The sequence below is a fragment of the Kitasatospora sp. NPDC058218 genome (assembly GCF_042882445.1).
GTDB lineage: Bacteria > Actinomycetota > Actinomycetes > Streptomycetales > Streptomycetaceae > Kitasatospora.
Map to the genome: position 1 here is coordinate 21,040 of NZ_JBHVWC010000033.1, position 19,255 is coordinate 40,294.

Annotated in this window: 21 protein-coding genes and 1 pseudogene; 8 read left to right on the top strand and 14 right to left on the bottom strand. The window is 74.0% G+C overall.

What is annotated here, in order from left to right:
• Nucleotides 1-86: 86 nt before the first annotated feature.
• Nucleotides 87-1,049: a DUF4232 domain-containing protein gene (locus tag ACFVYI_RS21250; protein ID WP_387887792.1), complete on the bottom strand. Its 963-nt coding sequence runs from the start codon at nt 1,047-1,049 to the stop codon at nt 87-89.
• A 300-nt stretch (nt 1,050-1,349) separates the two neighbouring features.
• On the opposite strand from ACFVYI_RS21250, the gene ACFVYI_RS21255 reads away from it, so the two are divergent.
• Complete coding sequence (locus ACFVYI_RS21255; RefSeq protein ID WP_387887795.1) at nt 1,350-1,925, top strand: dihydrofolate reductase family protein; 576 nt, start codon at nt 1,350-1,352, stop codon at nt 1,923-1,925.
• Between the two features lie 8 nt (nt 1,926-1,933).
• Entirely contained in the window at nt 1,934-2,905 is a 972-nt protein-coding gene (locus tag ACFVYI_RS21260; protein ID WP_387887797.1) for a GNAT family N-acetyltransferase, read from the top strand.
• On the opposite strand, the gene ACFVYI_RS21265 is transcribed toward ACFVYI_RS21260, so the two are convergent.
• Nucleotides 2,900-5,665 carry an AAA family ATPase gene (locus ACFVYI_RS21265; RefSeq protein WP_387887800.1) on the bottom strand — a complete coding sequence of 922 codons (2,766 nt, stop codon included), beginning with the start codon at nt 5,663-5,665 and terminating at the stop codon, nt 2,900-2,902. The two genes, ACFVYI_RS21260 and ACFVYI_RS21265, sit on opposite strands and share 6 nt — an antisense overlap.
• A gap of 283 nt (nt 5,666-5,948) precedes the next feature.
• On the opposite strand from ACFVYI_RS21265, the gene ACFVYI_RS21270 reads away from it, so the two are divergent.
• Nucleotides 5,949-7,001, top strand: a complete 1,053-nt coding sequence (locus tag ACFVYI_RS21270; protein ID WP_387887803.1) for a hypothetical protein — start codon at nt 5,949-5,951, stop codon at nt 6,999-7,001.
• Nucleotides 7,002-7,186: 185 nt separating this feature from the next.
• Entirely contained in the window at nt 7,187-7,744 is a 558-nt protein-coding gene (locus ACFVYI_RS21275; protein ID WP_387887806.1) for a potassium channel family protein, read from the top strand.
• Between the two features lie 18 nt (nt 7,745-7,762).
• On the opposite strand, the gene ACFVYI_RS21280 is transcribed toward ACFVYI_RS21275, so the two are convergent.
• From ACFVYI_RS21280 to ACFVYI_RS21295, 4 genes are all read right to left on the bottom strand, one after another.
• Nucleotides 7,763-8,461 (bottom strand): hypothetical protein, encoded by a 699-nt coding sequence (locus tag ACFVYI_RS21280; protein WP_387887808.1) that lies wholly within the window; start codon nt 8,459-8,461, stop codon nt 7,763-7,765.
• 153 nt (nt 8,462-8,614) lie between these two features.
• A complete protein-coding gene (locus tag ACFVYI_RS21285) occupies nt 8,615-9,124 on the bottom strand; it encodes a DUF1269 domain-containing protein (RefSeq protein ID WP_387887811.1) in 510 nt (169 codons plus the stop codon).
• A 463-nt stretch (nt 9,125-9,587) separates the two neighbouring features.
• Nucleotides 9,588-9,926, bottom strand: a complete 339-nt coding sequence (locus tag ACFVYI_RS21290) for a carboxymuconolactone decarboxylase (protein ID WP_387887813.1) — start codon at nt 9,924-9,926, stop codon at nt 9,588-9,590.
• 181 nt (nt 9,927-10,107) lie between these two features.
• Nucleotides 10,108-10,803: an alpha/beta hydrolase gene (locus tag ACFVYI_RS21295; RefSeq protein ID WP_387887815.1), complete on the bottom strand. Its 696-nt coding sequence runs from the start codon at nt 10,801-10,803 to the stop codon at nt 10,108-10,110.
• A 132-nt stretch (nt 10,804-10,935) separates the two neighbouring features.
• Between ACFVYI_RS21295 and ACFVYI_RS21300 the strand changes: the two genes are divergently transcribed.
• On the top strand, nt 10,936-12,225 hold the full coding sequence (locus tag ACFVYI_RS21300) for an MFS transporter (protein ID WP_387887818.1): 1,290 nt from the start codon (nt 10,936-10,938) through the stop codon (nt 12,223-12,225).
• Nucleotides 12,226-12,248: 23 nt separating this feature from the next.
• On the opposite strand, the gene ACFVYI_RS21305 is transcribed toward ACFVYI_RS21300, so the two are convergent.
• The 4 genes from ACFVYI_RS21305 to ACFVYI_RS21320 all read right to left on the bottom strand — a co-directional run bounded on the left by ACFVYI_RS21305 (nt 12,249) and on the right by ACFVYI_RS21320 (nt 14,798).
• On the bottom strand, nt 12,249-12,755 hold the full coding sequence (locus ACFVYI_RS21305; protein WP_387887821.1) for a DinB family protein: 507 nt from the start codon (nt 12,753-12,755) through the stop codon (nt 12,249-12,251).
• Nucleotides 12,756-12,871: 116 nt separating this feature from the next.
• Nucleotides 12,872-13,546, bottom strand: coding sequence for a pyridoxamine 5'-phosphate oxidase family protein (locus ACFVYI_RS21310; RefSeq protein ID WP_387887823.1), 675 nt, complete (start codon nt 13,544-13,546; stop codon nt 12,872-12,874).
• 398 nt (nt 13,547-13,944) lie between these two features.
• Nucleotides 13,945-14,310, bottom strand: coding sequence for a hypothetical protein (locus ACFVYI_RS21315; protein ID WP_387887826.1), 366 nt, complete (start codon nt 14,308-14,310; stop codon nt 13,945-13,947).
• A gap of 98 nt (nt 14,311-14,408) precedes the next feature.
• Entirely contained in the window at nt 14,409-14,798 is a 390-nt protein-coding gene (locus ACFVYI_RS21320) for a DUF302 domain-containing protein (protein WP_387887942.1), read from the bottom strand.
• A gap of 88 nt (nt 14,799-14,886) precedes the next feature.
• Here ACFVYI_RS21320 and ACFVYI_RS21325 point away from each other — a divergent pair, with 88 nt between their 5' ends.
• A complete protein-coding gene (locus tag ACFVYI_RS21325) occupies nt 14,887-15,009 on the top strand; it encodes a hypothetical protein (protein WP_387887828.1) in 123 nt (40 codons plus the stop codon).
• A 20-nt stretch (nt 15,010-15,029) separates the two neighbouring features.
• Here ACFVYI_RS21325 and ACFVYI_RS21330 read toward each other — a convergent pair whose 3' ends face one another.
• Nucleotides 15,030-15,296 (bottom strand): metal-sensitive transcriptional regulator, encoded by a 267-nt coding sequence (locus ACFVYI_RS21330; RefSeq protein WP_387887831.1) that lies wholly within the window; start codon nt 15,294-15,296, stop codon nt 15,030-15,032.
• 206 nt (nt 15,297-15,502) lie between these two features.
• Nucleotides 15,503-16,885 (bottom strand): FAD-dependent oxidoreductase, encoded by a 1,383-nt coding sequence (locus ACFVYI_RS21335; protein ID WP_387887833.1) that lies wholly within the window; start codon nt 16,883-16,885, stop codon nt 15,503-15,505.
• A gap of 123 nt (nt 16,886-17,008) precedes the next feature.
• Here ACFVYI_RS21335 and ACFVYI_RS21340 point away from each other — a divergent pair, with 123 nt between their 5' ends.
• The gene (locus ACFVYI_RS21340) at nt 17,009-17,362 is read left to right on the top strand and encodes an ArsR/SmtB family transcription factor (protein ID WP_387887836.1); all 354 of its coding nucleotides are present in this window, start codon (nt 17,009-17,011) and stop codon (nt 17,360-17,362) included.
• A 53-nt stretch (nt 17,363-17,415) separates the two neighbouring features.
• Nucleotides 17,416-17,890 (top strand): annotated as a pseudogene (locus ACFVYI_RS21345) (GNAT family N-acetyltransferase).
• A 69-nt stretch (nt 17,891-17,959) separates the two neighbouring features.
• On the opposite strand, the gene ACFVYI_RS21350 reads toward ACFVYI_RS21345, so the two are convergent.
• Both ACFVYI_RS21350 and ACFVYI_RS21355 read right to left on the bottom strand, forming a co-directional pair.
• The gene (locus tag ACFVYI_RS21350) at nt 17,960-18,736 is read right to left on the bottom strand and encodes an aquaporin (RefSeq protein WP_387887945.1); all 777 of its coding nucleotides are present in this window, start codon (nt 18,734-18,736) and stop codon (nt 17,960-17,962) included.
• 72 nt (nt 18,737-18,808) lie between these two features.
• On the bottom strand, nt 18,809-19,120 hold the full coding sequence (locus ACFVYI_RS21355) for an ArsR/SmtB family transcription factor (protein ID WP_387887839.1): 312 nt from the start codon (nt 19,118-19,120) through the stop codon (nt 18,809-18,811).
• Between the last annotated feature and the right edge of the window lie 135 nt (nt 19,121-19,255).

Here is a 19,255-nt window from a genome sequence, read left to right on the forward strand (position 1 = left end):
GCGACCGTGACGGCACTGCCCCGCCGGCCTGACGTCCGCGCCCGGCCTCGTCGTCACCCACCGGGCTCCGACAGCCGGCGCCGTCGTCACCCCGCCGACGGCCCGGGCGTGGGCGGCCGCTGGTCGTCCCTCGTCCAGGCGCCGACGCCGAGGCGTCCGGTGGTGCCCAGGTCGAGTTCCGGGGTGACCATCACGGGAGCCGCGTCCGGGGTGGCGCGGACCCGCACGTAGGGGGCGTCGACCGGTTCGCCGGCCCCGGTGGTGTTGCGCCAGACCAGGGCGGCCCGGGCGCCCTCCCCCGGCTGCAGCACGATCCTGCGCGGCGGGTCGTCCGCGCCGGTGCCGGAGGCGATCCCGGCGCCGCCGGGCAGGACGCTCACCCCGTCGATCGGTCGGTGTTCCAGGTCGAGCAGTTCCAGGGTCGGGTAGCCGTTGACGGTCACCGCCGACGTCCCGCAGTTGAGCAGGCTCAGGCCGACCACGCGCAGGCCCATCGCGGCGTCACCGTCGTCCGCGAGGAGCCGCAGTCCGGACGCCGGACACGGGCCACCGGGCCGCGGGGCCTCGGCGCTGGGCACGCTTCGGACCTTGAGGATCCTCACCTGCGCGCCCGACCTGGTCGACCCCGGCCCGCCCAGGTCGACCCGCCCCTTCTCGGTGGCCCCCGGGGCGAGCCCGGTCACCGTGCGCGTCACGTTGTCCAGCGCGCCCCCGGACGCGTCGAGCCGGCTGAGCGTCACGGTGACGTCGGACTGCTCACCGCCCGGGTTGGTCACCTCGTACTCCGCGCAGACCGCGTTGGCGGCGGTGATCCGCACCCCGCCCCGGGCGAGCCCGGACGGCGGCTGAGCCCCTGCGGACGGCGACGGCAGCGGTATGCCGCACGGCCCGGCGGTCCCGGACGCCGACGCGGCGCCGGCCGTGCGCGCCGTACCGGCCGGACGGGACCCGCAGCCCGCGAGCAGGGTGGCGGCGACGGCCACGACCGCCACGGCGGCGGCCGGACGCCGGGCCTTCGGCAGCGGGCCGGTCTTCTCGAACTCGTGCATCAGGCGATGCGATCACGAACCACCCGGGACGGCTGTGAGCCAGGCCACTTCCCGTGCAACAGCCCTGCAACGCTGCCCGGCTCCCACCGCGGCCCGGTCGGCGACCGCCGCGCCGGTCAGGTTCCCGACGTCCCTCCCGCCCGCCCGCACACGCCGCCGCCCGTCATGCCGACCCGGGCCCACCGGCCGCTGACCGGCCGCTGACGGGTCACATTACGTCGCGATGACCGATGCCGGTCGTGCGGCCGCCCTCCTAGTGTCAGTGACGTCACCCCGCCCCACTGCACGAGAGCAGGTCGTGTGCGTCAGCTCACGTACTACGTCGGCACCACGCTGGACGGCTTCATCGCCGGCCCGGAGGGCCAGTTCGACTTCTTCCCCTTCGAGGGCGACCTCGCCGCCGCGCTGCTGGCCGAGTACCCCGAGACCATCCCGGCCCACGGCCGCGGGCCGCTGGGCCTCGACGGGGTCGCCAACAAGCGGTTCGACACGGTCCTGATGGGCCGTGCCACCTACGAGCCCGGTCTCGCGGTCGGCGTCACCAGCCCCTACCCGCACCTGCGTCAGTACGTCTTCTCCCGCAGCCTCGCCCAGCTCGACCCCGAGGTGGAGATCGTCCCCTCCGACCCGGTGGCCTTCGTCCGCGACCTCAAGCGGCAGGACGGCGCCGGCATCTGGCTCTGCGGCGGCGCGAACCTCGCGGGCCAGCTGCTGGCGGAGATCGACGAACTGATCATCAAGCGCTACCCGGTCGTCATCGGCTCCGGCATCCCGCTCTTCGACGCGCCGTTCCTCCCGACGAGGTTCACGCTCACCGACTCCCGCGTCTTCAACACCGGCGCGACCGTCACCACCTACGCAACCCAGCAGAAGTGAGCACCCGCATGCTGTTCCGTTCCACCACCGACGCCGACCTCGACCGCGTGATCGCCGTGACGGTCGACGAACCCATCGGCTGGATCCCCGCCGACCGCTACCTCGAAGAGCTGAAGGAGGGCATGTACCGGCCCGAGTGGACCTGGATCGCCGAGGACGGCGGCCGGATCGTGGCCCGCGCCCTGTGGTGGGGCCAGGCGTCCAGCGAACACCCGATCGCGCTGGACTGCCTGCACGTCGACCCGTCGGTCGCCGACCGCGCGGCGGTCGCCGCCGAACTGCTCACCGCGGGCCTGCGGGCCTTCGCCGAGCAGGACGCGACCAAGCTCCCGCTGTACAACGTGACGCTGCCGAACGGCTGGCGCGAGGACCCGGCCGTCGTCGACGCCCTGACCTGGCGGCAGGACGCCGCGCTGGCGGCCGGGCTCACCGACCAGGTGGAACGGCTGCGCCTGGAGTGGACTCCCGACGCCGGGCTGCCGGCCTCCAGCGGACGCCTCACCTTCACCGAGGGCACCGACGACGAGTTCCTCGACGTCTTCCGACGGATCGCGGTGGGCAGCCTCGACGCCGAGACCCGCCGGAACGTGGCGGCCATGGGGGCCGAGGCGACCGCCCGCGAGGAGGTGGACTTCTACCTCGGCTGCCCGGGCGAGCGCTCGTGGTGGCGCCTGGCCCGCACACCGGACGGACAGGTCGCCGGGCTGGCCCTGCCGTCCGCGACGCCGTACAACCGCAACGTCGGCTACCTGGGCGTCGTCCCCGAGCTGCGCGGCCGGGGGTTCGTCGACGACGTCCTGGCCGAGATCACCCGGGTGCAGGTGGAGGCGGGCGCCGAGCTGATCACGGCCACCACGGACACCGACAACGCCCCGATGGCCGCCGCCTTCGCCCGGGCCGGCTACCGGACCGCCCGGACCCGGATGATCTACTCCGTCCCGGAGGCCGCGGACACGGCGGCCCAGGCACCGGCCTCATGAGGCCAGCAGGGTCGCGAGTTCGGTGCGGGAGCTGACGCCCAGCTTGGGGAACGCGCGGTAGAGGTGGTGCCCGACCGTACGGGGGCTCAGGAAGAGCTGCGTGGCGATCTCACGGTTGCTCGCCCCGGACGCCGCCAGCCGGACGATCTCCCGTTCCTGCGGGCTCAGCAGGCTGATCGGACCGTCGTGACGGACGGTCAGCCCGGTCTCCCCGCCCGCCGCGCCCAGCTCGGCCCGGGCGCGCCCGGCCCAGGGTCCGGCGCCGAGCCGCTCGAAGGTCTCCAGCGCGGCGCGCAGGTGGTCCCGGGCGTCGATCAGGCGCCGCAGGCGGCGCAGCCACTCCCCGTAGAGGAGCGCGGTACGGGCCCGGTCGTAGTCGCTGCCGCCCTCGTGCAGGGCCAGCGCCGCGACGAAGTGCTCCTCGGCCGCGCTGTCGGGGCCGGTCAGCGCCCGGCAGCGGTGGGCCGGCGCGGAGAGGGCGGGCTGCCCCAGGGCGGCGGCCCACTCCCCGAGCAGCCGGGCCGGCTCCACCGCCCGCTCCGGGCGGCCGGCGCGCGCCGCCGCCTCGACGAGGTCCGGCAGCAGCGGCAGGCAGAGCAGCGGGTGGGCCGCCGCGCGCCGCGCCGACTCCAGGAGTTCCAGTGCCGCCTCCGCCCGGCCGAGGCCGAGTTCGAGCAGGCCCAGCGCCCACTGGGCGTCCGCGGTGGCCCGCCCCACCCCGCGCGGTCGGGTGTACTCCAGGGCTTCGCCGGCCAGGGCGCGGCCCTGCTCCTCCTGCCCCCGCACGGCGGCCAGCGTCGCCAGGACGGCCCGCAGGTGGGCCGCCCGGTGGTCCAGGTCGTAGGACTCGGCCAGCCGGAGGCCCTCGTCGGCGTGGGCGGACGCCTCGTCATGGCGGCCGAGCGCCAGTTCCGTCCGGGCGAGCAGGTGGAGCGTGGTGGGCAGCCAGCCGCCGACGCCCTGGTCGCGGCAGTACGCGACCGCCTCCACGGCCGCCTCCCGCGCGGCCGCGTGGTCGCCGGTCAGCTGGTGGTAGATGCCGGTCATCAGCCGGTCCATCACCCCGGTCGCCGAGCCGTCGTCGCCCTTGCCCTCGCCCTTGCCCTCGCCCTTGCCCTCGCCGCCGCCCTTGCCCTCGCGCTCGACGCGCTCGACGCGTGCGCGCAGCCCGCCGAGCGCGTCGAGCGCGTCGAGCGCGCCCGGTACGTCCCCGCCGAACAGCCGCGCCGGTACGGCCAGGACCGGCAGGTCCGGGGCGCGGGAGGCGATCTCCTCGATCAGCGTGGCGTTCCCCGCGGAGTACGCCGCGTGGACGGCGTCGACCAGCAGCGGCGCCACCGTGTCCGGGGAGCCGGCGCCGGCCAGGTCCGCGCCGGCGAGCAGCAGCCGGGCGGCCGTCTCCGGGCTGCGGTAGCCCAGCTCGACCACGGCCCGGGCACGCGCGAGGCTCGCCGCCACCTCCGGGTCCGCCGGCGGCTGCGGCACCTGGTCGGCCAGCGCGGCGCACCGCTCGTCCTGCCCGCCGTCGGCCGCCCGCTGCGCGGCCCGGACCAGGCGGCGCGCCCGCAGGAGCGGATCGGCGGTCAGCTGGGCGGCGCGCTCGTAGGCGGCGGACGCCGACGCCATCGCCTGCCGGCTCCCGGCCCACTCGGCGACCCGTTCCAGCTCCTCGGCGACACTCTCGTCCGGGCCCGTCGAGGCGGCGGCCAGGTGCCAGGCCCGCCGGTGCACCTGGCCGGTGGCGCCCAGGGCCTGCGCCAGCGCCCGGTGCGCGGCGATCCGCCGGGCGAGCGGGGCACCCTGGTAGGCGGCGTAGCGAACCAGCGGGTGCCGGAACCGCACCACCGCGCCGGACAGCAGCACGAACCCGGAGCGTTCCGCGGGTTCGAGGTCCTCGACCGTCACGCCGAGCGACTCCGCGGCCCACAACACCAGGGCGAGGTCCCCGGTGTCGTCGGCGGCGGCCACCAGCAGCACCGCCTGGGCGGCCTCGGGAAGCCGCCGGATCTGCTCCAGGAAGCCGTCCTGCATGCGGCTCGGCAGCCCCGCGGCGGTCTCGGGCAGGGCCAACGGGCCCATCCGCCCGGCGCGCTGGGCCGGGGTGAGGGCGGCCGACAGCTCGATCAGCGCCAGCGGGTTGCCGCGCGCCTCCTCGATGACCCGGTCCGCGACGTACGGCGGCAGGCCCGGCAGCAGGTCGGCGGCGGCCGCGCGGTCGAGCCCCTCGACGAGCAGCCGGGGCAGCCCCTTCACGGCTGCGCCGGGGGCGCCGTCGCGCACCGCGAAGAGCATCACGACGCCCTCCGCCCGCAGCCGGCGCGCGGCGAAGGTCAGCATGTCCACCGACGGCTGGTCGAGCCACTGGGCGTCGTCGACCAGGCACAGCAGCGGGCCGCCGGCCGCGGCCTCCGACAGCATCGTGAGCACCGCGAGGCCGACGGTGAAGCGGTCCCGCACACCGTCGCCGCTCAGGCCGAGGACCGCCCGCATGGCCACGGCCTGGGGTTCCGGCAGGCCGTCGACGAGATCCAGGACGGGCAGGAACAGTTGGTGGAGGCCGCCGAAGGCCAGTTCCATCTCCGACTCGATGCCCTCGACGCGCAGCACGCGCCCGCCCTCCGCCCGCCCGGCGGCGTGGTCGAGCAGTGCCGTCTTGCCGATCCCGGCCTCGCCGTGCAGCAGCAGGACGCCGCTCACCCCCTGCCGGGCGTCCGCGAGCAGCTGCTCGATCCGGTCCCGCTCCGCGTTCCGCCCCCGCACGATGTGCGCCCCTGTCCCCGTGTTCCGATCGCCCCGCCCGCGCCGGCCGAGACCGCGCGGCGGCAGCCGGCGGCCGCCGCGATGATCTTCCCACGCGACTACCGACCGGGTGAGGGGCACCGACCGTCACCGGTCCCGCTACCCGTCCGGACGCACACCGAACTCACGGCATGGCGGCCGGCGGGAGGTACGCCAAGCTGTACGCACCGCAGGAGCGGGCCCGTCACACGTGACCCGCTCCCCCGGTTCTCGAACACGATTCTCCGAAAGCAGGCGGAACACGATGCAGATCGGTACTGCCCGGGCTGCCGCGGCGGACTGGGTGCGGCGCGAGGGCTCACGCCGGCCCGGCTATCACGGCGCGTTCTTCAGCGGGTCGACGGTCGGGCTGCCCGACGACGCGGAGCTGGACGCCGGGTCCGACGTCGACGTGGTGGTCCTGTCCACCGGTACGCCGCCACCGCTGAAGGTGGGGAAGTTCGAGCATCGCGGCGTCCTCCTGGAGGTGTCCGACTTCCCCTGGAGCCGGTTCGCGTCCGCGTCGGAGGTGCTGGCCTCCTACCACCTGGCCGGCAGCTTCCGCACCGACACGGTCATCGACGACCCGACCGGAGACCTCCGCGCCCTGCAGGTCGAGGTGGCCCGGTCCTTCGCGGACGAGGGGTGGGTCCGGCGCAGGTGCATGGAGGCCCAGCGCAGGGTCGAGGAGGGCATGCGCTCCATCGACTTCACCGAGCCCTGGCACGACCAGGTCACCGCCTGGCTCTTCCCGGGGGGCGTGACCACCCACGTGCTCCTCGTCGCCGCGCTCCGCAATCCGACGGTGCGGCTGCGCTACCTGCGGGCCCGCGAGGTGCTGGAGCGCTACGGGCATCCGGGGATCCACGACCAGTTGCTGCGACTGCTCGGATCCGAGGAGCTGACGGCCGCACGAGCCGGGCACCATCTCGACAACCTGGAGCGGGCCTTCGACACGGCGGCCTCGGTGGCCAGGACCCCGTTCTTCTTCAGCTCCGACATCACGCCGCCGGCTCGACGCATCGCGATCGACGCCGGTCGCGAACTGGCGCTGCGGGGCTTCCAGCGCGAGACGGTCTTCTGGACCGTCGCGACCTTCGCGCGCTGCCAGGCCGTCCTCGCCGCCGACGCGCCCCGCTCGGTGCAACGCGTCCATCGGAGCGCGTTCGACGAGCTGCTGGCCGACCTGGGCATCACCTCCTCCGCCGATCTCCGGGAGCGGGCCGAGGCGGTGCTGGACTTCGCGCCGACGGTGTGGGCGACCGCCGAGTCCGTCATCGCGGCGAACCCCGGGATCCGCCACCGGGAGACGGTGTGAACCGCGAGGGGTCCGGGCCGGGAGGATTCCTCGATCGTCCGCGAGGGGTCATGAGGTGCCGCCAGACCGGTGACACCCGTGGTGCGCCTGCCGCGTGACCGCCGGGTCCCGCGCGAATGTGACCATCTGCCGAAGGTGCAGCAGCGCTGCCGCGGTGGCGGGGAGCAAGGCCGAGAGGGGAATCCGTGGACGGGAATCGCGGCACGGGCCGGCGGGGAACCGTCCTCGCCACCGTCCGTTCACTGGTGGCCACCGGCGCACTCATCACCGCCTACTACCTGCTGCCGCTGGATTCGGCGTTCTCGGCCGCCACCGTCATCGCGCTCGTCGGGGGGCTCGCCGCAGTGGCACTGCTGCTGTTCTGGCAGGTCCGGGTGATCATGCGGTCGCCGCGGCCCCAGCTGCGGGCTGTCGAGGCCGTGGCGACCGCGCTGCCGTTCTTCCTGCTGCTGTTCGCCGCGGTCTACTACCTGCTGGAGCGCAGCACGCCGGAGAGCTTCAGCGAACCGATCTCCCGGACGGACGCCCTGTACTTCACGATGACCGTGTTCAGCACGGTCGGCTTCGGGGACATCAGCCCGCACAGCGAGCCGGCCAGGCTGCTGGTCACGGGGCAGATGGCGGTCGACCTCGTGCTGCTCGGCGTCGTGGCCCGGTACCTGGTCGGCGCGGTCCAGGAGAGCCTGCGGCAGAAGCAGACGACGCCCGCCCCCGGGAGCGGCGGCCCGTCCGGCACCCCATGACGGAGGGCACCAGCCCTGTCACGGCGTGCTCGGCTTCCCCGGCGGGATCAGGACCGAGGGGGCGAGCACCCACAGCAGCGCCCGGCCGGTCAACGGCGTCGTGGCGATCAGGGTGAGGTAGACCTCGGCGATCGAGCCCTTCGCGGTGAGGGTGCCGGAGCCGCCGAGGAGTTCCGCCAGCAGGTAGACGGCGGCATCGACGATCAGCCAGGAGGCGAGGTTGGCCCCGATCCACCACTTCCAGCGGCGGGTGACCTTGCGGAGCACCACCGACTGCGACAGGCCGAGCAGCGGCCCCAGGGCCAGCGACTGACTGGCGGCCAGCAGGTAGGCGGTCGACGCGTTCTCGTGGGTGTTCTGGGCATCGATCACGGCCGGCATGATCACCAGCAACCAGGCCAGCAGCGCCGGACCGACGTTCGCGGTGACCCAGTCCTTGCGCGGGACGGGCACGCGCTCCCGGACGACGCGCCACTGCAGCGACCCCAGGACACCGCCGAACAAGGCGGCCCCCAGGGTCGCTATCACCAGCGCCACCACCACGTGGCTACTGGCGAGCGTCAGGTGAAGCACGTTGCCGCCGACCAGGGCCAGGACGAAGCCGACGGTCAGGACGATCACGAAGGCGATCGTGTTGTACGAGATCCACAGCCAGTACAGGCGGGCGTTCCACCCGTTCGGCGAGCTCGCCCCGTGGTCGGACGCGGAAGGGCCCATCGCCTGATCCTCCGATGTCTTCAACCGCGGGGACGGCCTTGCCGGGCGCCGCCCCCTCCACGGGTGCGGCCCGGCCGGCGACGGGCCGGTGAGCGGCCTGGTGCGTGTTCGGTTGCCGCACGGTGCCCCCCCGGGGCCGGGGCCCGGCGGAGGTCAGCCGACCTCGGTGGCGGCCTGCCGGACGGCCTTGTCGATGTCGTCCGTGCTCACGTCGAGTTCCTTGGCGATCTGCTTCTCCGCTCGCAGTTCGGCCTTGTCCAGAGCCTGCGACAACGTGTTCGCGCCGACGATGACGAGCGCGGCCTGCCCCTCGTCGATGATCTCTCCGAACTCCTTGACGTCCGCCCGGGACATTCCGCGCCACAGGTGGCCGCCCACCCCGCCGACGGCGGCACCGACGGCCGCGGTGCCGATGATGGCCGGAGGGAAGAGCAGGCCGACGACCGCACCCGCGGCGGCACCGCCCCAGGCCCCGTGCCGGGTGGCCGTCTCGTCCTTGTTGACATGGACCTTGCCGTCCTTGTCCTTGGTGACCACGGACGCGTCAAAGCTGCCGACGGCACCGGCCGAGTGGAGTTCCTTGACGATGCCGTAGTCGGCTCGCGCGGCGGCTTCGCTCGGGTAGGTGCCGATGAAGATGAAGACAGAGTCGGGCTTCGCCATGGTGTCTCTCCTACTCGCATCTCCGGGTTCGGACGAACCCGGCAGGGTGGGTCGCGTGGGCCCGTCCGCCCCATGACGTACGGCCCACGCGTGGGGACCCGGGGGTCCTGTGCGGGGCCGGCCGCCGCGCGGGGGGTCAGTCGGCGGGTCCCTTCGCCCGGGCGGCGTCCGGAACCCCCGTCCGTGAAGCGCAGCCCACCGACCCGGGTCTCCGTCCATGCTGCGCGGCGCCCGGGATCTCCGCATCCGCCGGTTACCCCGTGGCCCCCACCTCCGACCCGGAGGATGCGAAGAATCGCTCCCCGGCGGAACGGCGATCGGCCGTCCGACCACCCGGTCGCCTCTCCCCGGAGGGTCGGCAGTCACGGCGATGTCCGGTCACGGCGCATCGACGGGCGGCTCGGGGCCGCCGCGCCGATGACGCCGGGGTGGCATGGTCGGACCGGTACCTCCCGTCGGACGGTCAGCCCTGTGCCTCGGCGTCGGCTTCGAGCTCGGCTTCGGCGACCGCGATCGCGATGCCGAGCGCCGCGGCGATGTTCCCGGCGGCCGTCATGACACGGGCGGTGCCGACGATCGGGGCGATGGCCACCAGGACGTCCTGCAGCTTGTCGGCGGTCAGGCCGGCCCGCAGGCCGGGGTCGATGTGGGCGAGGTAGGAGATCGGGGGCGCGTCCGAGGCGGCGAGCGCGGCGATCCGGGTCATGATGAGCATCTCCGGGGCCAGCCCGCACCGCTCGATCGAGTCGACGGTCATGGCTGCGAGAGTGTCCAGGACGGGGGTTTCAGATGCGATCGACATGGCGAATGACCTCCTGGTGACAAGGGCCGACGCGCGGGGAGTCAGCGCGGAAGGATCGGGTACCCGCGAGCGTCGGACGTCCTCCCACAACCGTAGAAGCCCTGCGGTCCCGCCGCACCGGGGCCGGCGGTGGCCCGGCGCCCGCGCGAGCGGCCGTGGGGAGTCGCTCCCGCCACGGCCGTCACAGGCTCGTCAGCAGGTCCCGGACCGCGGCGGGCCGGGACAGGAACGGGTGGTGGCCGGCGTCGAGTTCGACGACCCGGCCGGCCCGGCGGGCGAACTCGCGCTGCAGGCGTGGCGGGGTGCCCCGGTCCCGGACGCAGACGAGGTAGGTCGAGGGCACCTGCCGCCATGCGGCCGCCGCGACCGGCTGCCCGGTCACCCGCACGCTCTGCCGGGCGAGGTGGTCCGCCGCCTGCGCCTGGACCTCGGGGTCACAGTCCTGCAGGAACGTGTCCACGAGCAGCTCGGGCCGGACCCCGAACGTCCCGGCATCGGCGTCGACGTCGAGGAACGGGGCGGGGCTGCCGTCCCCGAAGTCCGACAGGCTCTGTCCGACCTCGGGCAGGTAACTGGAGACCAGCACCAGGTGGCGCACCGCCCCGACGCCCGCGGCGGCTTCCGCCGTGACGATGCCGCCGTAGCTGTGGGCGACCACCACGGTGGGTTCGTCGCTGTCCAGCAGCACCTGCCGCACCGCCGCGACGTCCTCCGTGAGCCCCGGCCCATCGAGGCCACCGGGCAGGCCCGCCTCACCGCAGCTCGGCAGCGCCGGGGCCACGCCCGCCACCCCGCGCTCCTCCAGCAGCTCGGCGGTACGGTGCCACCACCACGCCCCGTCCCGCACACACGCCCCGTGCACGAACACGACCCTCATCGCTGCCTCCACGTCCGCCATGGCCGCCTTTCGGTCAACGGTAGAACGTGACCGCCGTACCGGACGCCCGTGGAAGGAGAGGGCCCGGGCCTCACCGAGGGTGCCCGCGAGGGCGCTGTTAGCCTGTTCCGCATGATCGGGAAGCGAGCCGGACTGCGGATGTCCAACTCGGCGGCGCCAAGCGGTCCTCAGCGTGCCCTCATCGCCGCGAGCTTCGTCAGCCGGGTGGGCAACGGACTGTTCAACACCGCCGCGGTGCTCTACTTCACGCTGGTGGTGCACCTGCCTGCCACACAGGTCGGCGTCGGCCTCACGATCGCCGGGCTGGTCGGGCTGCTGGCCGGGATCCCGGCCGGGAACCTGGCCGACCGGTACGGGCCGCGGAAGGTCTGGCTGACGGCCCTCGTGCTGCAGGCCGCGACGATGGCCGCCTTCGTCCTCATCCACGACTGGGTCACGTTCACGCTCATCGCCACCCTGGACCGGCTGGCGGCAACGGCGGGCGGCGCCGCAGGCGGTGCGCTCATCGCCCGTACCGGCGGTGAACGCCCGGCCGCGTTCAGGGCGAGACTGCGCACCTTCGTCAACCTCGGTGTGGTCCTGGGCACCCTCGGCGCCGCCTTCGCCGTCACGGTCGACACCCGCTCGGCCTACACCGCGCTCATCCTCGCCAACGCCGCCAGCTTCGCCTGCGCCGCCCTGATCGCCCTGATCGGCCTCCCCGACTACCAGCCCCTGCCCCGGCCCGAGGAGCACCACCGCTGGGCGGTGCTGTCCGACCGGCCGTTCGTGTCCTTCACCGCGCTCTACGGCGCCATGGGCCTGCAGTACCAGACCGTCTCCCTGCTCCTGCCGATCTGGCTCTCCGCCCACACCGACGCGCCCCGCTGGACGGTGGCCGCGGTCTACGCGGTCAACAGCGGGGTGTGCGTGCTGCTCCAGAGCAGGATCGGCTCCCGGGTGGAGACACCGCGCCAGGGCGGCCGGGCGTTCCGCCTCGCCGGGCTGCTCTTCCTGGTCAGCTGCCCCTTGATGGCCCTGACCGCGGACGTACCGGCCTGGATCGCACCGGGGCTCGCCGTCCTCGCCGTCTGCGTGCACAGTCTCGGAGAGGTATGGGAGTCCTCGGCCGGCTTCGCGCTCGGCTTCGGCCTCGCCCCCGACCACGCCCAGGGGCAGTACCAGGGCTTCTTCGGCATCGGCTTCGGCGCCGGGCAGGCCCTGGCACCGGTGGTCCTCACGACGGCGGTCCTCGGACTCGGACACACCGGCTGGCTGCTGCTCGGCGCGTTCTTCGCGGCGCTGGGCGCGGCGGGCCCGCCGGTGGCCGCATGGGCGCAACGCACCCGCCGCCCCGGCCACGACACGGCCGGCGCGACGCCCGCTCGGCCCGACGAGGCCCTGCTTCCCGACACCGCGTAGCGCCGTCTCCGGCGGTTCTCTCCCTAGCCGCCGGTCGTGCCGTCGAGCAGCTCGCGCAGGATGTCCAGGTGGCCGTTGTGACGGGCCGTCTCCTCCGTGAGGTGAAGGAGGATCCAGCGCAGGTCGACGTGGAGGCCGTCGCGGACGGCTCGCTCGGCCCGGTCGTCCAGGCTCTTCCCGGCGACCAGTCCGCGGTAGCGGGCGCTCTGTTCCGCGTACTCGTCGAGCAGTTGGGTGAGCGGGAAGTCGACGGCGATCCGCATCTCGCGGTCGGGGTCCTCCTCGGTCCAGGGGCCCTGGTCCTCCTCGCCGAGGAGGACCACCTGGAACCAGTAGTACTCGACCCAGCGGAGGTGGTTGATCAGACCGCTCATGGTCATCAGCGGTGAGCCCGGCAGGAGCGCCTTGCGAGCGTTCTCCGCGGAGACGCCCTCGCACTTGGCGCGGGCGGTGTCACGTGCGTAGTCGAGAAACGTGGTGAGCTGGGTGCGCTCGTCCCACGCTGGCGGCGTGTCGTCGATTCTTGTCATCACGCGCAGCCTCCCCGATCACCGCGACCGATGTCGAACCATTTGTCGACGCCCGTCGCGGGGCCGCACGCACCTTCCGGGCTGCCACGGCCACCGCCTCGGAGCGCGGAGCCGGCTCAGCCACCGCCGATCCTGCGCCCGGTGATCTCGTCGGCCCGGATCCGTACCCAGAGCGGGCGGTCTCCACCGGCCCACGGGGTGGTCCCGGGCAGCCCCGACAGCCGCCGCACCTCGTCGCCGTCCGTCACGTGCTGCGCCTCGCCGAGAATCAGAACGCTCCAGCCCTGGCTCAGGTGGTCGTCGATCCGGTCGACCTGGAACGACACCGGGGCCCCGTCGTCCGGGGCCGCGCTGCTCCGGGTGGCCGTGCGGAAGACGACGGCCGCGTCGTCGACGGTGTAGTTGACCGGGAAGACCGCCGGTCCGGGTTCGACGGGCAGGGCGATCCGGCCCACGCCACGGGTGCCGATCCTCTCCCAGCACTCCGCGGCCGTGAGGTGGAAGAGCAGCGGGTGCCGAGCCGCCTCCGGCTGGCCCGGCGGAGCGTCGGCACGGCCCTCCAGCAACTCCTGCCGGGTGAGTCGCAGGGCGGCGGCGATCCGTAGGAAGCCGGCCGGGTCGAAAGCGGGCCCGGCCGCCAGCAGGTGCTGGAGGTAGCGCGGCGCCATCGCCGCCTGATTCGCCAACATCTCTTCGCTCAGGCCGAGTTGGGATCGCCGCTCGGTGATCCTGCGCGCCACGTCCGCAGGATCTGCCTGCCGGGCGGCGTCGATGTGGTGGTTCTGGTTCACCGTGTGCTCCTTCGCTCGCCTGTGTCCGGGTCACGTGCGGAAGAGCGCGACCTTGAGTGCGCCGTTGGTGCCCGCGTCGGCACGGGCCGCCCGGCTGCGGGCTCGGTCGTGTCCATCGCCTGCTCCTGGTGGTCGGCGTCGTCCCCCCACCGATTCTGCTCGTCCGGGCCCGGCCACGCACCGGAGGGCCGGTTCGGCCGGCCGATTCGCGGTGGGTCACGTCGTGGGCGGGCGGGGGCCGGCCCACGACCGCTCGTGCGCCGAGCACCGCCTGGACGCGAGCCCGGGGGCGTCTTCGCCGACACCGCGCCCGCCTTCCCGTCCCGCCCCGACCCGGCTGTCGAGGCGGCGGGGCTTCGGTGCGAGCCCCGCCGCCTGGCGGGTGTTGCACCCGGATGTCACCCGTGGGAGAACGGGATCCTGGGGAGGAGGCGGTCGAGCCAGGCGGGGGTGTGCCAGGCGGCGCGGCCGGTCAGGCGCAGCAGGACGGGGAGCAGGACGAGGCGGACGAGGGCGGCGTCCAGCAGGACGGCGACGCCGAGGACGATGCCCATCTCCTTGGGCGGCAGCGGCCCGGACAGGGCGGAGGTCACCTGCGGGGCGAACGCGCCCAGACCGGCGACGACGACCAGCCAGCCGATCACGACGGCCTTGACGTGCTGCACCGACCAGATGCCGAGGCGGCCGAGCAGGCCCGGGCGGGCGGCGTGCTCGCCGGGCGGCGCGGCGGAGCTGTCGGTCAGGGCGGGTGCGGGGCGATTCACGGGAGCTCCTGGTGGTGCGAACGAGCGGAAAATACCTGGGGGGGTATAGCAAAGGGCATGCGAAGCCCAGCTCGGCGGCTGGGCGGAGCCGGTGGCCGTCAGGCCTGCAGGCTCGTCAGCGCCTTGCGCAGGCGATCGGCGGCCTCGTCGGCCACGGCGGCGAGTTCGGGCCGCTCGGTGACCTGGACCATGAGCTGCGGGTCCATGGCCTCGACCACGGTCCCGTTCGCTGCGGTGCGGACCACCACGTTGCAGGGCAGCAACAGGCCGATCCGGCGGTCCACGCCGAGCGCGCGGTGCGCCAGCGGCGGGTTGCAGGCGCCGAGGATGAGGTAGTCCTCCGTCTCCTCGCCGAGCTTGGCCCGCATGGTGGCCTGCACGTCGATCTCGGTCAGGATGCCGAAGCCCTGCTCGGCGAGGGCGGCGCGTACGCGCTCGACCGTCTCGGCAAAAGGGATGTCGAGGGTGATGGTGATGCCGTAGTCCATGTCGTCTCCCATGGTCGAAGGGACGGGCGGACGGGTGCTGCCGCCCGGGGTCGTGCGGTCGATGACGGGGCGCGCCACGCTCAGGTGCGTGGCCGGCGCGTTCCCGTCCGACCGCGCCGCCCGCCACCGAGACGGTGTCGAAGCCGTGGCGCCCGAGGATCTCGGCGGCGACCGGGCCCGGTCCCCCGAGACGCAGATCAGCAACACCTGACCCGCCCCGGCAGGGGACGGTCAGGCCAGAGCGAGGAAGAGCTTTTCGAGTTCGGCTTCGGTCATCGGTGGTGCGTCGCCGTCGGCGGTCGCCATGCACTGGCGCATTCCGCTGGCCACGATCTTGAATCCGGCCCGATCCAGAGCCCGGGAGACCGCGGCCAGCTGGGTCACCACGTCCTTGCACTCGCGCCCCGCCTCGATCATCGCGATCACCCCGGCGAGCTGCCCCTGCGCCCGGCGCAACCGGTTCAGAACCGCGCCGACCGCATCATCGTCGACCTGCATACCAGCCACCTCCCTAGTGGAACCTCACTGACGAGCATACCCGAGGGGGTATACCGGGGCGCGACGCCCTGATCCGCGAGGATCGCCCGGCCTCCACGTCGGCGTAGTCGCCGGCAGGGACACGGCACGGCTGCCCCGGCCGCCCGACCGACGCCCGGACCTGGGCCGCGACCGGACGACCGGTCGCGGCCCTTCGCGGTTCCCGTTCAGCAGCAGCCCCCGGAGGCCGTGACCTCCTCGATCGGGGCGCCGATGCCGATCGCCACCGGGACGGGGGCAGCGACCGGAGCCCCGCAGCACCCGTCGGCGTCCCGTGCGGCGGCCGGGTCGTCGAAGAGGCCGGCGCCGCCGCAGACCCCGGTCTCGGGCAGTGTGAGTTCGACGCGCTCGGCGGCCTCCTGGTCGCCGGCGAGGTGAGCGGCGATGGAGCGGACCTGCTCGTAGCCGGTCATGGCGAGGAAGGTCGGGGCGCGGCCGTAGGACTTCATGCCGACCAGGTGGACGCCCCGCTCGGGGTGGGACAGCTCGTTGACGCCGTGCGGGTAGACGGTGCCGCAGGAGTGCTGATTGGGGTCGATCAGCGGTGCGAGCGCGGCCGGGGCCTGGAGGCGCTCGTCCAGGCCGAGCCGCAGCTCGGCCAGGAAGGACAGGTCCGGGCGGAGGCCGGTCAGGACGATGACCTCGTCCAGGCCCTCGACCCGGCGGCCCTCCTCGGCGACGAGGGCGAGCCTGCCGTCGGCGGCCTGCTCCAGGGCGGCGGTGCGGAAGCCGGTGACGGCGCTTGCGTGACCGTTGTCGACCGCCGCCTTCGCGGCGAGCCCGAGGGCGCCGCGGGCGGGGAGCTGGTCGGCGCCGCCGCCGCCGAAGGTCGAGCCGGTGATGCCACGGCGCAGAACCCACACGGCGTGGGTGCCGGACTCCTGCTCGGCGAGGTCGGCGAGTGCGGCCAGCGCGGTGAAGGCGGAGGCGCCGGAGCCGACGACAGCGGTGCGCTTGCCCGCGTACCGGGCACGGACCGCAGGGTCCTTCAGATCGGGCACGCGGTAGGAGACGCGGGCGGCGTGGGCCTTCTCGCCGATGGCCGGCAGGCCGTCGGCGCCGAGGGGGCCGGGGGTGGACCAGGCGCCGGAGGCGTCGATGACCGCGGCGGCGGTGATCCGCTCCTCGGTGCCGTCGGCGCGGGTGGCGTGGACGGTGAAGGGCTGGTCCTCGCGGCCGGAGTCGACGACGCGGTCGCGTCCGGCCCGGGCGACGCCGGTCACCGTCGTGTCGTAGCGGACCTTGTCGCCCAGGGCGTCGGCGAGCGGCCGCAGGTACAGCTCCACCCAGTCGGCGCCCGACGGGTAGGAGGTGGGCTCGGGGCGGGTCCAGCCCGTGCGGGCGAGGATCTTCTCCGCGGCGGGGTCGACGAGCTCGGCCCAGGTGGAGAACAGCCGCACGTGGCCCCACTCGCGCACCGCGGCGCCGGCCGCCGGACCAGCTTCGACGACCAGGGCGGGCAGGCCGCGTTCGGTGAGGTGGGCGGCGGCGGCGAGCCCGATCGGGCCGGCACCGATGACGAGGACGGGCAGGTCGGAGCCTTCGGACATGGCGGTGGTCCCCTTCGCGACGAGCGGGTCGGCGGTGACCGCCACCCCACTTGATTCGACAAACGTCGATGTAATGACGCTCCCGACCTTGCACCCTGGATCGATGGATGTCAATGTAGACGCATGTCGAATCCGGAGCCGGCGGTCCTGACGCCCGAAGCCGTGCCGTGCTGCCCGCCGATCACCTCGGCCGAGCTGCCCGAACAGGACGCGGTGCGGATGGCGGCGATGTTCAAGGCGCTGTCCGACCCGGTCCGGCTGCGGCTCTTCTCGAAGATCGCCTCGCATCCGGGCGGCGAGGCGTGCGTGTGCGACATCCAGGACGTCGGCGTCTCCCAGCCGACCGTCTCCCACCACCTGAAGAAGCTCCGCGAGGCCGGGCTGCTGACCAGCGAACGCCGGGGCACCTGGGTCTACTACAAGGTCGCACCGTCCGTGGTGGCCGGCATGGCCGCCCTCCTCGACCTGAACCGCTGACCCGCCGGCCGAAGGAGCACGCGGTGCCGCACGCCGTCGTCACGCTCGCCCCGATGGGGCCCGAGCACGCCGAGCAGGTCCTCGCGATCTACCGGGCGGGCATCGAGGAGGGCAACGCCACCTTCGAGACCACCGCTCCCGCGTGGGACGTCTTCGACGCGGCCCGGGCTGCCCGAGCACCGGCACGTCGCGCTGGGCCCGGCCGGCGAGGTGCTGGGCTGGGCCGCCGTGAGCGCGGTCTCCGCCCGGCCCGCGTACGCGGGGGTGGTCGAGCACTCCGTCTACGTTCACCCCGGGTTCCGCGGCTTCGGTGTCGCCGGCGCCCTGCTGGAGGCACTGATCGCCTCCACCGAAGCGGCCGGCATCTGGACCATCCAGTCCGGGGTGTTCCCGGAGAACACCGCCAGCCTCGCCCTCCACGCCGGAGCCGGGTTCCGGGTGGTCGGCACCCGCGAGCGTGTCGCCCGCCATCACGGCACCTGGCGCGACGTCCTGCTGATCGAACGCCGCAGCCCCGCCATCACCTGATCCGCCCGCCGCACGGCGACGGCCCCACCCCTTCCGGAGCGGGGCCGCCGCGCCGCGGCAGAGGTGCGGCTACGTGGCCGCAGCGGCCCGGCGGCGCCGGTCGAAGATCAGGGCGACCAGCAGCAGGCCCACCGCGCCGCCGACCAGCTGCATGCCGATGAAGCCCGGAACGGAGCTCGGGGCGATACCGGCGAACGTGTCGGTGAACGCCCGTCCGATCGTCACCGCCGGGTTGGCGAAGGAGGTGGAGGAGGTGAACCAGTACGCGGCGCCGATGTAGGAGGCGACCGCGGCGGGTGCGAACCGCAGGTGGCCGGTCTTCGCGAGGCCGAAGATCAGCATCACCAGGCCTGCGGTGGCGACGACTTCACCGAGCAACAGGTGCCCGGCCGAGCGGTCGTGCGTCGACCACTTCACCCATGCCCGGCCGAACATCGCGTCCGCCAGGATCGCCCCGCCGATCGCGCCGACGATCTGCGCCGGGATGTAGGCGGCGACCTCGCGCGGACCCAGGCCCTTCGGGTCCTTGCGGCCGGTCCACCACTCGGCCAGCGTCACCACCGGGTTGAAGTGCGCGCCGGAGACCGGGCCGAGCAGCAGGATCAGCACGCCCAGGCCGAAGACGGTGGCCAGCGAGTTGGCCAGCAGCTGCACGCCGACGTCCCGGCTGAGCCCGGTGGCCTGGACGCCGGAGCCGACGACGACCGCGACCAGGGCCGCGGTGCCCACCAGCTCGGCCGCCACCCGATTCAGCAGCGGGATCGCCGGCGGCTCGACGGCAGGGGGGAACCTCCGGTCGGAGACCGGGGGAGGCTCGGCCTCAGCGTAGGATCCGGCCTCGACCATGGCGCTCAACGGGTACTCCTCGTACGGGGCGGGACGGCCGCCGGGGGGTGGATCGGGGTGGATCGGGGTGGTTCAGCAGGACCGCTTGCGGCCTTCCGCGGCGGCGTCACGGGCGGTGGCGGCCAGCCCGGCGAACTCCGCGGCGACGGCCCCCAAGGCGTCGGCGCGGACTTTGTAGTACGTGAAGCGCCCACAGGGCTCGGTGTCGACCAACCCGGCGTCGCGCAGGATCTTCAGGTGGTTCGACAGGTTGGTCTGCCGGGCACCGGTCTCCTCGACCAGATGCGTCGTGCACAGCGCCTCCTCGGCGAGGAGCGCGATGATCTGCATCCGGAGCGGGTCGGCCAGAGCCTTCAACACATCACTGTCGACTGATGTCACCATGGGCTGATACGTTACCCGTGCCGGGCCCGCGAAGCGAGCCCCCGTCCTCCCGGCCGCCACCAGGGCGCCTGCGCGTCTTCTTCACCGCGCCCCTCCCCGGCCTCCGGCCGGGAGCTGCCCCCAGCCCCGAAGGAC

Bases quoted from the DNA above. Each gene is read 5' to 3' on its own strand.
- ACFVYI_RS21350 (WP_387887945.1), bottom strand. From the start codon at position 18,736: ATGGTCGAGGCCGGATCCTACGCTGAGGCCGAGCCTCCCCCGGTCTCC.
- ACFVYI_RS21330 (WP_387887831.1), bottom strand. From the start codon at position 15,296: ATGCAGGTCGACGATGATGCGGTCGGCGCGGTTCTGAACCGGTTGCGC.
- ACFVYI_RS21270 (WP_387887803.1), top strand. From the start codon at position 5,949: ATGCAGATCGGTACTGCCCGGGCTGCCGCGGCGGACTGGGTGCGGCGC.
- ACFVYI_RS21305 (WP_387887821.1), bottom strand. From the start codon at position 12,755: ATGACAAGAATCGACGACACGCCGCCAGCGTGGGACGAGCGCACCCAG.
- ACFVYI_RS21335 (WP_387887833.1), bottom strand. From the start codon at position 16,885: ATGTCCGAAGGCTCCGACCTGCCCGTCCTCGTCATCGGTGCCGGCCCG.
- ACFVYI_RS21340 (WP_387887836.1), top strand. From the start codon at position 17,009: ATGTCGAATCCGGAGCCGGCGGTCCTGACGCCCGAAGCCGTGCCGTGC.
- ACFVYI_RS21260 (WP_387887797.1), top strand. From the start codon at position 1,934: ATGCTGTTCCGTTCCACCACCGACGCCGACCTCGACCGCGTGATCGCC.
- ACFVYI_RS21355 (WP_387887839.1), bottom strand. From the start codon at position 19,120: ATGGTGACATCAGTCGACAGTGATGTGTTGAAGGCTCTGGCCGACCCG.
- ACFVYI_RS21280 (WP_387887808.1), bottom strand. From the start codon at position 8,461: ATGGGCCCTTCCGCGTCCGACCACGGGGCGAGCTCGCCGAACGGGTGG.
- ACFVYI_RS21285 (WP_387887811.1), bottom strand. From the start codon at position 9,124: ATGGCGAAGCCCGACTCTGTCTTCATCTTCATCGGCACCTACCCGAGC.
- ACFVYI_RS21295 (WP_387887815.1), bottom strand. From the start codon at position 10,803: ATGAGGGTCGTGTTCGTGCACGGGGCGTGTGTGCGGGACGGGGCGTGG.
- ACFVYI_RS21290 (WP_387887813.1), bottom strand. From the start codon at position 9,926: ATGTCGATCGCATCTGAAACCCCCGTCCTGGACACTCTCGCAGCCATG.
- ACFVYI_RS21300 (WP_387887818.1), top strand. From the start codon at position 10,936: ATGATCGGGAAGCGAGCCGGACTGCGGATGTCCAACTCGGCGGCGCCA.
- ACFVYI_RS21320 (WP_387887942.1), bottom strand. From the start codon at position 14,798: ATGGACTACGGCATCACCATCACCCTCGACATCCCTTTTGCCGAGACG.
- ACFVYI_RS21250 (WP_387887792.1), bottom strand. From the start codon at position 1,049: ATGCACGAGTTCGAGAAGACCGGCCCGCTGCCGAAGGCCCGGCGTCCG.